Source organism: Geoglobus sp. (assembly GCF_054018175.1).
In genome coordinates this window covers 13,546-26,729 of record NZ_JBPLZQ010000026.1, presented here as the reverse complement: position 1 = coordinate 26,729, position 13,184 = coordinate 13,546, and the positions used below count along the sequence as shown (strand labels likewise).

At 50.6% G+C, this 13,184-nt stretch carries 16 protein-coding genes; 5 read left to right on the top strand and 11 right to left on the bottom strand.

All coding sequences use genetic code 11. The features are described from left to right. Window positions 1–44 precede the first annotated feature (44 nt). The 5 genes from fbp to ACXJJC_RS01935 all read left to right on the top strand — a co-directional run bounded on the left by fbp (window position 45) and on the right by ACXJJC_RS01935 (window position 4,367). A complete protein-coding gene (gene fbp, locus ACXJJC_RS01955; protein WP_456368996.1) occupies window positions 45–1,160 on the top strand; it encodes a fructose-1,6-bisphosphate aldolase/phosphatase in 1,116 nt (371 codons plus the stop codon). A gap of 99 nt (window positions 1,161–1,259) precedes the next feature. Continuing rightward, a complete protein-coding gene (locus tag ACXJJC_RS01950) occupies window positions 1,260–2,786 on the top strand; it encodes an Ig-like domain-containing protein (RefSeq protein ID WP_456368994.1) in 1,527 nt (508 codons plus the stop codon). Window positions 2,787–3,107: 321 nt separating this feature from the next. Further along, on the top strand, window positions 3,108–3,635 hold the full coding sequence (locus ACXJJC_RS01945) for a hypothetical protein (protein ID WP_456368992.1): 528 nt from the start codon (window positions 3,108–3,110) through the stop codon (window positions 3,633–3,635). A gap of 61 nt (window positions 3,636–3,696) precedes the next feature. Then, window positions 3,697–4,068 (top strand): HEPN domain-containing protein, encoded by a 372-nt coding sequence (locus ACXJJC_RS01940; protein ID WP_456368990.1) that lies wholly within the window; start codon window positions 3,697–3,699, stop codon window positions 4,066–4,068. After that, a complete protein-coding gene (locus ACXJJC_RS01935) occupies window positions 4,056–4,367 on the top strand; it encodes a nucleotidyltransferase domain-containing protein (protein WP_052400308.1) in 312 nt (103 codons plus the stop codon). The genes ACXJJC_RS01940 and ACXJJC_RS01935 overlap by 13 nt, the downstream gene beginning before the upstream one ends. Window positions 4,368–4,463: 96 nt before the next feature. Here ACXJJC_RS01935 and ACXJJC_RS01930 read toward each other — a convergent pair whose 3' ends face one another. Genes ACXJJC_RS01930 through ACXJJC_RS01880 form a run of 11 tightly spaced genes read right to left on the bottom strand, consistent with a single transcriptional unit; the run spans window position 4,464 to window position 13,181 of the window. After that, window positions 4,464–5,495 (bottom strand): mRNA surveillance protein pelota, encoded by a 1,032-nt coding sequence (locus tag ACXJJC_RS01930; protein WP_456368988.1) that lies wholly within the window; start codon window positions 5,493–5,495, stop codon window positions 4,464–4,466. After that, on the bottom strand, window positions 5,461–6,603 hold the full coding sequence (locus tag ACXJJC_RS01925) for a DNA primase large subunit PriL (RefSeq protein WP_456368986.1): 1,143 nt from the start codon (window positions 6,601–6,603) through the stop codon (window positions 5,461–5,463). The genes ACXJJC_RS01930 and ACXJJC_RS01925 overlap by 35 nt, the downstream gene beginning before the upstream one ends. Next, complete coding sequence (locus ACXJJC_RS01920; protein WP_456368984.1) at window positions 6,600–7,337, bottom strand: DNA polymerase sliding clamp; 738 nt, start codon at window positions 7,335–7,337, stop codon at window positions 6,600–6,602. Before ACXJJC_RS01920 ends, ACXJJC_RS01925 begins: the two co-directional genes overlap by 4 nt. Window positions 7,338–7,393: 56 nt before the next feature. Beyond that, window positions 7,394–8,401 (bottom strand): RNA-guided pseudouridylation complex pseudouridine synthase subunit Cbf5, encoded by a 1,008-nt coding sequence (locus ACXJJC_RS01915; protein ID WP_456368982.1) that lies wholly within the window; start codon window positions 8,399–8,401, stop codon window positions 7,394–7,396. Further along, a complete protein-coding gene (gene cmk / locus ACXJJC_RS01910; RefSeq protein ID WP_456368978.1) occupies window positions 8,364–8,921 on the bottom strand; it encodes a (d)CMP kinase in 558 nt (185 codons plus the stop codon). The genes ACXJJC_RS01915 and cmk overlap by 38 nt, the downstream gene beginning before the upstream one ends. Before the next feature lie 11 nt (window positions 8,922–8,932). After that, entirely contained in the window at window positions 8,933–9,514 is a 582-nt protein-coding gene (locus ACXJJC_RS01905; protein ID WP_456368976.1) for a DUF106 domain-containing protein, read from the bottom strand. Beyond that, entirely contained in the window at window positions 9,514–10,992 is a 1,479-nt protein-coding gene (gene secY, locus ACXJJC_RS01900) for a preprotein translocase subunit SecY (RefSeq protein WP_456368974.1), read from the bottom strand. The genes ACXJJC_RS01905 and secY overlap by 1 nt, the downstream gene beginning before the upstream one ends. 30 nt (window positions 10,993–11,022) lie before the next feature. After that, a complete protein-coding gene (locus tag ACXJJC_RS01895) occupies window positions 11,023–11,556 on the bottom strand; it encodes an uL15 family ribosomal protein (protein WP_456368972.1) in 534 nt (177 codons plus the stop codon). Between the two features lie 5 nt (window positions 11,557–11,561). Beyond that, window positions 11,562–12,023 carry a 50S ribosomal protein L30 gene (locus tag ACXJJC_RS01890; RefSeq protein WP_456368970.1) on the bottom strand — a complete coding sequence of 154 codons (462 nt, stop codon included), beginning with the start codon at window positions 12,021–12,023 and terminating at the stop codon, window positions 11,562–11,564. A 5-nt stretch (window positions 12,024–12,028) separates the two neighbouring features. After that, a complete protein-coding gene (locus tag ACXJJC_RS01885; RefSeq protein WP_456368968.1) occupies window positions 12,029–12,619 on the bottom strand; it encodes a 30S ribosomal protein S5 in 591 nt (196 codons plus the stop codon). Between the two features lie 4 nt (window positions 12,620–12,623). Beyond that, window positions 12,624–13,181 (bottom strand): 50S ribosomal protein L18, encoded by a 558-nt coding sequence (locus tag ACXJJC_RS01880; protein ID WP_456368966.1) that lies wholly within the window; start codon window positions 13,179–13,181, stop codon window positions 12,624–12,626. Window positions 13,182–13,184 lie beyond the last annotated feature (3 nt).

The following is a 13,184-nucleotide window of genomic DNA, read 5'->3' as shown; positions in this document are numbered from 1 at the left end:
AATTAACCTGAAAGCTTAAAAAGCATCAAAACCACCTAAGGAACATGAGCAGGATTACCGTTAGCCTGATCAAGGCGGACGTTGGCGGTCTGCCCGGACACGTGACCGTTGCTGATGAGCTTATAAAGGCCGCTGAGGAGAACCTTCAGGTTGCAAAGGACAGCGGGCTGATAATAGACTTCAGGGTTTTCCGGGCGGGAGACGATCTCGAACTTGTGATGACTCACAGAAAGGGCGTGGACAGCGAAGAAATCCACAAGCTCGCCTGGGAGACCTTTGAGAAGGCAACGGCAATAGCAAAGGAGCTCAAGCTCTATGGCGCAGGTCAGGATTTGCTGAGCGACGCTTTTTCAGGCAACGTGAGAGGAATGGGGCCTGGAGTTGCTGAGATGGAGTTCACGGAAAGGGGGGCGGAGCCGGTAATTGCGTTCATGATGGACAAAACCGAGCCCGGAGCATTCAACCTGCCAATCTTCAGGATGTTTGCCGATCCTTTCAACACCGCCGGTCTGGTCATCGATCCAAACCTCCACAATGGCTTTGTTTTCGAAATATGGGACATCTACGAGCACAAGAGGGTTTTGATGAGCTCGCCAGAAGAGATGTACGACATTCTCGCGCTCATAGGAGCAAAATCAAGGTTCGTCATCAAGAGGGTATTTCCAAAGAAGGGTGGAAAACTTCCAGCAGATGAGCCTGTAGCCGTGATAAGCACGGAGAAGCTGTACCAGATTGCCGGAGAGTACGTGGGCAAGGATGACCCCGTTGCACTTGTCAGAGCTCAAAGTGGATTGCCTGCAGTAGGAGAAGTGCTGGAGCCATTTGCCTTCCCGCACCTGGTCAGCGGGTGGATGCGCGGCTCCCACAACGGCCCGTTAATGCCGGTGCCGTTCCACTACTCCAAGTGCACCAGGTTTGACGGTCCTCCGAGGGTCATAGCCGCAGGCTTCCAGCTCGCCAACGGGAAGCTTGTAGGTCCTGTAGACCTGTTCGACGACCCGGCTTACGACTACACCAGACAGAAGGCCGTTGAGATAGCAGAGTACATGAGGAGGCACGGCCCGTTCGAGCCACACAGACTGCCTATGGAAGACATGGAGTACACCACTCTGCCGAAGGTTATGGACAGGCTGAAGGATAGATTTGAAAGCATAGAATAGCAAAACTCATTTTTCTTTTTCCCGAATCTCCATCCCGGACAGAAGCTCATTATGAGATACGGTAAGTTTTTTAATTTTGACTTTTAAAATATCTATTTGATGAGAATAATTAGGAGTATCAACAACCATGCGGTTTCACCTGTCCTCGGGTTAGTGCTGGCCTTCGCGATTATCGTTGGTGGTATCGGGGTGGTGCAGCAGTTTTTCGTTCCTGCATGGATAAAAAATGATGAATGGGTACATTATCAGACGTTTAGAAATGAGTTTTCCTCAATCCCAAAACTTATATCCCTCTCAGCCAGTTCGGGAAATCCGAATGTCATCACCCTCCCGCTTAGAGTGGACAGAGGGGATTACCCTTTCCTCATAACCCCCCCAGACACAGCAACGTCAGTAACGACTAAGGAAGAGAGAATAACAATCAAATACCGAGAAATGCTGCCAAATGGAAGTATATCTCCTGTAAAGACGCTCAACATAACAACGACTGCAATAATCGCCAAACCAATATATTTCTACCTGCCCGAAACAGAATTCATCTACGAGCACGGCTATGTGTTCGTCAGGTCAAGCGGTTCGGCAACTCTTGTGGGGCAGAATATCTTCAACAATAACTCCCTGATGCTATACATTCTTAAAACCAATCTCGGATCGGTCAGCGGGGGGGATGTGTTGACCATACCAATATCCCCAATATCATCTGGTGGAAAGATATCCGTTGTAAATGCTACAATCACTTTCGAGTCTCTGAATCCTGACTACTGGTACAATACTCTCAAAGACATGGGGCTTGATGTTACAGTGTCCGGAAACGATAGCATAACATTTAACGTTTCCAATACTGTCATGAGAATTGCGGTTCTCGGGTCGGGCTCTGCAGACCTCAGAAACTGGTATGCACCCTATACAGATATTTCCGAACTCACAATGTATGTAGGAGATACAAAAATAATTGAAGTGACTGTCAGAGACCGATTTGGAAATCCTGTGCCAAATGCAATCGTTAATGCCTCGATCACGGGCGACATCGGTACCATTGAGCCGAGCCAAACAACAGATGCCAGCGGAATTGCCAGATTCCAGTTCAGAGCGATGAAAGAAGGTGGTGGAGCAATAACATTTGAAAGTGGTGGGAATAGTACATCAATAAACACTATAGTGCGCTCCACAAAAGAAGAAGTCTGGAGCGAAACTTCCAATACCACTAAAGTTACGTCCCCGGGATTTGTATGGGCGGGGATACATGATGCCAGCAAGATAATCCTCAAAAACGGGATAAAAATAGAGAACGATGAGCCAAAAATAGAATTCATACTATACAACAGTTCGGATCAGTACCTGATAAAAATCGAAGAAGACAGAGTAGAAATATTCAATAGCGGCAAGATAATAGTTGATGCCAAACTCACACAACAGGCAATACAAAACATATCCAGTCCAGTAGGAACCGATATTCTCGATCCAGACAACTATGTTAAGGGAATGGGCAAACCATATCTTGACCCATCGGAAGAAGAAGCATTATCAGCTATAAGAAATATGCTTCAAACGGCAACTTTGAGCGATCCGGTAAATCTCGCAGTACAAAAAATGACAGGATGGATTGTTGAGATCCAGATTATCTGAAAGAATCTGTGGAGATGAGGAAAGGGGGATACCAGGCATTTACCGTAAGTTTCAAATTACAAAGGAAGACCATAGACACTAATGCCCAATAGTACTAATTACGATTAATAAATTCGCAAATCGTTAGAAAAGCCCGGCTTTTTATTATTAATTTACCTTTGAGTAAAGAAATTAAACAGTCAAAATCATATTCATGCCCTCACGACCTCAGAAATATCTCCCATATCTACCTGTGTGCAAGCAGACCATTCAGCCTTTCCGCTAAATGCAACGGTGGAGACAGTGTCACATGTGTGAGTTAGCCGACAGTGGTGATTTCAGATGGACGAAAAGCTCAGAAACGAGCTGCTGAGAAAATCCATCCACATTTCAGGCTTGATGTACATACCATCCATCATCTACCTCGGGAAGGACATCACGGCCCTTCTCGTTGCAGCCATCACCGTTGCTGCAATCATCTTCGAGATCGCGAGAAGGAGAAAGAAAACGGTCGTTGAAGTTCTGCTGAGGGACTACGAAAGGAAAAGGGTCCCGGGCTACATATACACGGGTGTTGCTTTTTCAATCATAACCCCATTTTTCAGCACGGGAGCATGCATAATTTCAGCAGTTACAGCGTTTGCGGGAGATGGAACTGCCGGAATCGCGAAAAGGGTAAAGCCTGAGCTTGCACTTCCGGCATTCATCCTGCCATGCCTTGTCCTCATCTCTCTCCTGCCTGTGAATCCAGTATATGCTATCATTTCAGCAATCATTTCATCATTTCTTGATGGAAGGAAATGGGAGGATAACCTCACAATACCTCTCTCAGCAGCGCTGAGCTACGAATTGCTCAGATTCCTGTGTTAACACATCCTCTGAAGAAAAGAAGAGTAACATTATTAAGGGTTCAGAAATTACAATGACTCAAATGAGAGAGGAGATACTGCTGTACCTTGACAGGGCAAAAAAGTTCAGGAGAAATGCTGAGTTTAATTTCAGGAACAACGACTATGATCTGGCGATGTTTCACATAGAGATGGCCATGCAACTCCTGATTAAAGCAAAGCTGCTTCACCTCAAGGGATACTTCGAGAAAACGCACAGTCTCAGAAAACTGCTCTCTGAGCTTGAAGACGTTGAAGGTGTGAATGACTTTATGAAAAAGTACAGAGTTGTCCTGAGAAATCTGGAAAGAGCATACATAACATCCAGATACTATTTTGAAGAGTTCTTCGAAGATGAAGTAGAAGAGGCTTTCAAAGCATTAAGCGAGCTGGAGGAGATCCTGTGGAGAGAATAGCATATTTCAAAAGCCCCGAAAGGTTTGTAAGGGAGATGAAGGAACACATATACAAAGTAGTTAAGGAGTTCGAAATTTACATATTTGGTTCCGCTGTAAGGGGTGACTATTCGCCGGGACTGAGTGACATAGATGTAGCAATCGTTTCTGATGAGTTCAAGGATAGAGACAAAAAGCTCCAAGTCTACGACCTGCTTTTTGAGAAATACTTCCACACACCCTTCGAGTTCCACATTCTGACGAAAAGACAGTGGGAGTTCTACCGGAGATTCATAGGTGATGACCTCGTAAAGGTGTGAAGACCTGATAAATGAAGGATGGTCAGATGGAATTTTCTCTAAGCTGATAAATACTGGAAGCAGCACCGTACAAACAGGAGTTAGGCGATAGAAATGCTAAATTTTGAACCTCAGCAGCCCGGCGATCCCGCCCAGCGCCATCAGCTGCTTCCCCGGCTCAAATTCGCTGCTCATTATAACAACCCTTCCGTTCATGTTCTCCACATCTCTCAGAAAGCTGTCAATGTCCCACTTTTCCCTTTCCTTTCTGAGGTATTCGTCCGCAACAAGCAGAATTTCCAGCGCTCCGTATTCGTATGCCTTCCTGACATCTTCAATACCGTACACGGCCTTTCCATCCTTTGAAATTTCCTCAAGCAGCTTTTCCATGTACTCTGCGTCCCTCGCGATCTTCAGCTCCCCGGCAATCCTGTCGATTACGCCCCTTCTCAGCACCTCAACGAAACCCCGCACTCCAATCGAGGACGTGTCCGCAATCACCACCTTTTCGGCAATCTCCGGGCTCTTCTCCTTCAGGAATTCGTAGAAGTCGTTCTTTGTAAACCCCGGACCAGCCACAACCAGATAGCTGAAGTCGTAGTTTTTAAGAGCTGAATAAACGTCCCCAAAGAACTCCCGTCTGCTGTTTCCCCTGTCCTTGCCGTAACTGCCTTTGATCACCGCAACCTCGTCAATCCCCCACTGCCTGAGAAGACCTATGGATGCCTCCCCCTCCTCTATGGTCAGAACCACGACCTCCGGTCTGTTCGAGCTTTCGACGGCAGTCTTAATCCTTTCGATTTGCTCGTCACTCCACCTCTCCTTTATTATGCTCAGCTCCTTTCCCTCCGTGATGTTGATTGTGTGGTGCCCGGAGTCGTCAACACCCGCAACTATTTTTCCCGAGATCCTCAACCTGTTTGCGAACTTGTGGAACTCGACCTTCTCCACCTGAACGCCGAGTCTGACTGTCACCATCTGCTTGTCGCTTCTCAGCTTGTCGCTGCTCTCGCTCGCCCTCTTTGTTAGGGCAAACACCACATCTCCAGGCTGTATTACGTACTTGAGGTGCCACAGGTCCTCCACAGTCTCCGGAATCAGCTTTATCTCTCCTTCACTCCCCTTCAGCCTTTCTTCCACGACCTTCATAAACTCTCCTCCTGTAGTATTCCATTGGATGCCTAACACCGCAGTTTGCCACGCAGTTGTGGTAGGTCTTCATTGTCGAGCACGACGGCACATCATACTCCTTTCCTGCCCCCCTCTGCCCGGCGATGTGCTCGATCTGGTACCTCGCCTTCTCCTCGTCAAAGTCGGGAGCGTTTCTGAAGAGGTCAAGGATCTCGTCCACAGAGTACCCTACGCTCAGCATGAAGGTCGTTATTGCGAACCTTGCGGTGTGGGCGACGTTTGCGGAGTCCTTCAGGTCTGCGACGATCTTTTTCATGCACGGTGGAAAGAGCTCAAAGTCCTTCACACCATCGATTTTGCTCACCCTTCTGCTCATCTCGTAATCAGAGACGAGTTCCCTGAGGCTCTCTATGCCCTCTATGGGTATTGTGAACGGCTCGAAAAACAGATCTCTAAGTCTCTCCTCAACAACCCTGTAAAATTCCCTGCTGCTCAGCTCCACGTACCCCTTTCTTAAGTTTCTCGCCACCAGCTTCCACTCCGGACTTCTGATTCTGGACGATGCGGTGAGGTAATCGGAAACGTGAACCCACAGACCATCATCCCTTCGAACCTTTATTGAAAAGTTTGACGCCATGATCTCAGGGAGCAGGTCGCTTGAATCGTTTTCCATCATCATCCTGTATGATCTCGCGAGAGAGGTTGCAAACCTCCTCCTGACCGCCTCACCACTCGAAGAGACCGCGGACCTCATCATGATGTACGAGTAAACTGCCACCCTCGCTCTTACGAGAGACTCCATGTAGATGTCAGAACTTATCGTGTAGGAGCAGCTGTTGAAGCAATCACCACACAGATTGCACCTCTCCCAAAGTATCTCATCTGCCATCGCTCCTCTTTCGCACACCACCCTGCATGACCTGGAATCGCATGCAGAGCAGTAAAGCGTCTTGTCAGAGGGAGTTAGCTCAACCACCCCATTTTTCAGAAGGGGTTCGAGCATCTCCTCAGCCCTTTCGAGTGCGTAGTCGAAAACGATCCCCCTCTTGACCTCAGCTGCGATGAACCTCGCGGGTTTGAGAAACGGATAGTCGGAAATAACTGGTAAAACCGGAAGAAGCTTCATTCTGCCTCTATTCTCGGGGCGAGGATGTACTCAACCCTCGCCTTACCATCGGCAGTCTCGAAGACGAGCCTGACCGGGTAGTTGGTGCCGAGGTGTATCGTGAGCAGGTCACCAGAACCCGCGACCTTTACAAACTCCTTCAGGTACTCCACGCTGAACATGCTCCTCGCCTCAGCCCTGTTGAACTCGATGAGCTCCGCCTCGCTCATGTGGAAGACGATCCTGTCCACGTCGCCCTCCGCTTCTATGTAGAAGCCCGTCGAGTCGCTCCTGAAAACGACGTGGTCGCTTATCCTGTCTGCAGCAGCGATTGCCTTCTTGAACTCTCCCGCATCGAGCACTATCCTGGCGGGAAGCTCCAGGTTGGGAACCTTCGGCTCCTTCCTGATCGCCGATGGGTCTATGAGCGCCACGCTGTATTCAACGCTGCCGAACTTCACCTTCAAAGTCGCCTCGTCCTCCACCTTGAGTTCAACGAGCTCGTTCTTCTTTATGCTCTTTGCGATGTCGTAGATCCTGTTCACATCCACGCCGACTGTTTTCTCCTCATCTATGCTGTACGCCTCGAGGTTCTCCTTGGACACATCCACTATGACCATTGCAACGTTGGCAGGGTCCACTGCCCTCGAGTGGAGGCCCTCTTCCCTGAAGTGAAACCTCGCCTCGCTGACAAGGGCGACCATCGCCCTCGTTATCGATTTCAGCACATCGCCATCCATGATAACGTCGATCATCGTTACCACCTTCTTGGGACCATTAAACGGAATATTATTTATAATTTTCTTTAAATTTACTTATCCGGCCTTCCCTTCCAGTACGACGGATAAGTGCCCCTCTCCATAACCACTCTGAGGGTTTCGGCCACCACGCCTCTCCTGACCCTCAGAATGTCTTCCGCACCGATTTTGGCCCTCGCAATGGCCACAAGCTCGTTTTTGAGGGTGAACAGAGCAACCACGTCCCCGGGTTCGATCGTCCTCTCCACATAGTGGATCCCCTTTGCAGTCAATGGGGCACCGTGACAGATGGCATCTACGGCAGTGTCCTTGACTATTATCTTCTTCATTGTCTTCGCAGCCTCCTCCATCGGCATGACGATTTTCCGGATGTACTTCTCCTCCCCCTCCTCCTTCCAGAAGAGGTACGCGTCGAGCAGATCGTGGAGAGTGCAAGCCCTGCTCTCGTCGAATATGCCGGTTCTCGTCCTCCTCAGCTCCTGCATGTGCGCGCCGGTGCCAAGAACCTCCCCAATATCGACGCACAGCTTTCTTATGTACGTTCCCGCCTCGCACAGGACCCTGAACAGGACATCCCTGCCGTCGATCTCAAGTATTTCGATCTCTCGAACTTCCCTCACCCTCAGCCTTTTCTTCACCGCACTCTTGAGCGGAGGTCTCTGGTATATCCTGCCCGTAAAAGTACTAACGACCCTCTCTATGTCCTCCCGCCTCGCATTCCCGTGCAGGTGCATCAGCGTGACGTACTCCTTGTCCGACTCCTGCAGGTACTTGACGAGCTTTGTTCCATCCTCGATCATCACCGGAAGGACGCCCGTAACTCTGGGGTCGAGAGTTCCCGTGTGCCCGGTTTTCTCGACCTCGAGAATCCTCCTGACCCACACAACAACCTCGTGGCTGCTCGGCCCCATGGGCTTGTCCACACACACCATGCCCTTGCGGATGTACTCCCTCAAGGGCCTGTTGTAGGGGTACGTGCCGTGTTCTCCCGGCTCCCCCTCTTCCTTCACGTAGAATGTGTCTTCAAAATTCCTTCTCGGGATTATCCCGCCGTTCTTCATTTCCAATCAGCTCCACAGCCCTCATAATTATTTCGACCACCTGATCCGCATTGAACCGTCCTGAGTTGATCATGAGGTGGTATATTCGCCTGTCCTCGATGTCTATCCCGTAGATCTTCATGTACCTCCGCTTCTCGATTTCCTCCCTGAGTCGGGTCTCCTGCCTTACGATTTCCACAGGCTTTTTCTCCCTCCTGGCAATCCTCCGGTACCTGACCTCCTCGTCGGCATAAATCCACACCTTGAGGTCCGCTGGGACCATCCATCCGGAGAGCCTGCCCTCCACGACAGCGTTTTCACACCTCACTGCCTCCTCCTTCTGCCTCTGATCAACGAGATTGTCAATTTCGGGGTTGTTCTCCGCAAACCTGCTGAACTCCTCGAGAGACATTCCGTGTTCTCTCGCAAGCTTCCTGAACACCTCTCCTGCAGAAATCATGGGAAAGTCAAGCTTTTCTGAAAGCTTTCTTGCTACGGTAGTCGTTCCACTACCCGGGGGACCAGAGATCGTTATCCTCATTTCCCCCCAGTTTACTGTCCCACTTTAAGAATTTTTCTTACGATCTGGCCAAAGGCAATCGAGTTGAACATGTACCACCATATCCACCAGGGGAATATCAGGTAAAACTGCCCCACGTGGATCTCTCCAGCGAATGGAACGTGGACAGCCGGATTCATGGTGGATATGTGGTACATCCACATGAATATGGGTATCGTTACCACGACCGTGTAAAACATGGGGTCAAACTGCATGCTCATGAGCTGAGACTGCAGCCTCATTATCTCCTCCCTTTCCTTTTCAAGCCTCTTCAGCTTCTCCTGGTTGTTCTTCTTGACCGCCTCACTGTATTCCTTGTTGAACTCCATGACCTTCTGCTGAATTTCCTTCAGCCTCTTGTAGTCAACCGTTAACTTCTGTATGAGGGTGCTGTAGCCGGCAGTGATGAACGCGAGAACCATGATGGTGTAGAGAACGCCAATCTTGGCGTACAGCGGATCCAGAACTGGGGAGAGGATGTTTCCAAGCGCTGTCCTGAAGTCGTGGCTGACAAAGATACCTATAAAAATTGTAATGCCGAGGGCCCTGACGAAGTTCTTGGCTATGTCCTTCATCACTCCTCACCGAGCACTCTCCTGATCATCGGATGCATTTCAGTGAGCTGTTCCTTGGCGAGGTCCTGGTAGAGCCTGTATGCTATGCTCACCGCAAGCAGAAGGCCTGTGCCGCTCACGTTGCCGATTGTTCCGAGCATGTTTGCAACGAGCGTCAGAATTCCGATCAACGCACCTCCAATTATCGTGACCTTCGGAATGTACCTCTGCAGGATTCTCTCAAGCACCTGCGGACTTCTCCTGAATCCGGGAACCTGCATTCCGCTCCTGGCAATCTGGTTGGCCACTGTCTTCGCATCCATGCCGCTCGTCTCCACCCAGAAGACTGCGAAGAGTATACCTCCAGCCACAAGTATGAGCGCGTCTATAAGCAGGTGTAGGCCGATCATCCAGGTCGGCAGGTCGGCAAAGTAGGGGTTGGACCTAACGAGCGAGGGTACCCAGTCATATGGACTTGTTACTGGAGAGATAAGATACATTATGCCGCTGATTGGCTGGCTTCCAACGTACTCGCCGAATATTGTTATTCCCCTGTTGTACAAGACCATCCCTATGATCTGGATGTTCGCCTGAAGTGCCCTGACAAAGATCATGGGAAGGACGCTGGCGTAAATCAGCTTTATCGGAAATCTCCCTCTCGCACCTCTCACAGCAGCATGAGCGAGCGGAATCTCCACTCTCGTGCCCTCAGCATACACAACGAGCAGTATTATTACGATTGTCGTTATCAGCGCGAGAAGACCTCCCTGGATCATCAGGAACGCAAGACCGTCGCCGGAGAGCAGAGCGTCGACACCGTAGTTCTGAGCGATCCAGAACCACCTCGGGAGTATTCCGGCCGGCATCTCTGCGTTTGGAGGTGTGACCCAGTTGAACAGACCGGTAATTATCGACTGAGCGATTCCAGCGAGTATGAACAGCGATACACCGCTTCCTATACCCCACTTGGACACGACCTCATCCATGTAGACTATGAGCACGCCGCCGATGAACAGCTGAATGAAGATGAGGAACGCGATAAAGCCAAGCGATACTCCGAGCTGCTCGGCAATGACGGGATTTGGTTTCAGGAACCCACCCAGGATCTGGGGGAGGGCCTCAACAGCTATCATGACGAAGACGAGGAACCTCTGAAAGTCCTGATACGCAGCTCTGTCATCCGGATTAGTCAGATCAAGCTTTATTATTCCAGCACCAACGAGGAGCTGAAGGATGATGCTCGCAGTGACGATTGGTCCTATACCCAGGGCGATTATGGACCCGGTGGCTCCGGCAAAAAGAGCCCTGTACTGTTCAAATATGTCGATAGAGGAGGGATCGAGGCCAAAAACGGGAACATTTGACAGGACGAAATAAAGCAGGAGTACTGCAATGGTCCACATCAGCTTCTGATTGAAGGGGACATGCCCCACTGGTCTGGAAACACTCGGAATTCTTTCGAAATACGGCTGCAAAGCCTTGAGTGCCTGGCCTACCATGATTACACCCCAAAAATTTAAATTTTAAAGTTATTCAGGTATCTCCACCTTTCCGCCAGCGCTTTCGACCTTCTCGACGGCTTTGGGAGTTGCGTACTCCACAACTATGTGCAGCTTCTTGTCCACCTTCCCGCTGCCGAGCAGCCTGTAGTAGCCGAGGTCTGCGAGGTTGATCCTGTAAACATCTCCCTCCTTTTCCGCAAGCCCGTTCTCGACGAGCCTGTCGGCAATTGCGCTCAGGTCGCCAACATTCATCTCGGGTCTCGACTTGAGGTAGCCGTAAAGGTAATCGTCAATCGCGCCGACTGCCTTCAGCTCCATAAGCCTCTCTTTCAGCTCCTTTTCGAGCCTGTACTCCCTCGTGACCACTCTGGGTCTCGTGAACCCACTCTTGCCGATCTCGTACTTCCCCTCCTTCACGAGCTTGATCGTTCTGAGGTACTTGTGCTTGAGAACGCCAGCGTTTCCCCTGCCACCTCTGTGCCCGGCACCCCGCCTCTTCTTTGCACTTCCTCCGCCGCAGGTTCTTGAACCCCTATACTTCTTGACCTTCTTTTTCGGCATTACCATCACCTCATCTTGTATATCAGCTTGGAGATGTCCTTACCGTGGTAGCCGAGATCTCCTCCGTACCCGTAGTGCCACTTGATGCTCTTCAGCCCACCTCTTGGGGGGTGAAGTCTGAAGACGGGTTTGAGTTCCGGAATGTCCCTCAGGCTCGCTTTTCCCTCTATAACTGCCTTCGCAAATTCATCAATGTTCTCGTAACCGGTCGTCTCCTTCACGTATTCGTCGGTCAACCTCCTGTTCCCGGTGAGTCTCCCCCTGTTCCTGAGCAAAAGCGCGAGTGTCTCAGCGTCAATCTCCCCGTAGGCGACGTAGTCCTTGACCACCTGGAGCATACCCCTGTAGGAAGGGGTGTCGGGAACGACAACACAGTGGTACTTCTTGTGGAGCCTGAGCAGCTTGAGAGTCTCCTTTATCTTCCTGTGAACATCAATCTCTCCCCTCAGCCTGATTACCGCGAACACCTCAATCACCTCTTCAGATAAACCGTCTGCTTCAACGCCTCGAAGGTCGCCTTGGCAAAGTTGATCGTCGTCTTGGTCTGCCCCCTCGTGAACGTCCATACGTCCCGGACTCCCGCGAGCTCGAGAACCTTCTTTGCCACATCTCCGGCTACAAGCCCCAGACCCTTTGGCCCGGGAATCAGCGTCACCCTCACGCTTCCCGCAGAGCCGGTGACCTTTGCAGGTATGCTGTGGTCTCCACCGCATCCGCACTCCCATGAACCGCAGCCTGTGTTGACCTTGAATATGTTTATCTTGGCGTTCCTTATCGCCTTCTGTATCGCCGGAGCCACCTGGCTCGCCTTTCCAACGCCTATTCCAACATACCCATTCCTGTTGCCGACGACGGCAGTAACCCTGAACTTCAGCCTCCTGCCGCTGTCGGTCATTCTCTGTACCAGATTTATCTCGAGTACCTCATCCTCAAGATCCGGAAGCAGGATGTCCACTATTTCGGGCTCCTTGATCGGGAGGCCACTGGCTATGGCCTCATCGATAGTCTTGATCTTTCCCTCGGCCACCAGCCTTCCCAGTCTTGTTCTCGGTGTCCACTCCATCTGATCACCCCATTATCTTGGATTTTACCTCATCAACATGACCCGGCAGATCTGAGGGCTTCAAACCCCTTTTCTCGTATTCTGAAAATCTCTCTGGATTCTGCTCGTAGTAAGCAGCGATGTGTTCACCCCTCACTCTCGACTCGTCCGGCAGAATCTCCTCGCTGTGAGGCACATCAAGTCCCGCCTCAACCGCGCCCTTCAGCACGGCGAAAATTCTTGCACCTCTCGATGGTGTTCTGAGACCTATGTCGAGTATCGCTTCCTCTATTCCTGCCTCCCTGGCCTTTTTACCGATCAGCAGGCCGGTGAGGTACGCTGCCGGAGTGTTGTTAAGATCGCCCTTCCAGCCAAACCTCTCGAGCTCCTTGGAATCGGCAAACACCAGTGTCCTGTCACCGTCAGGGTGATACTCAACAATCTGAGCGATTACCCTCCTGTTTGTGATCCTCACGACGAGTCTCGGCTTTCTCGAGAGCAGAAGCTTGAGTCTCTTCCTGTAGTTGGTCTTCCCCTCTCTCCTCCTCCTGTACGGCACCCTATATCTCGGTCCCCTCGCCATTCC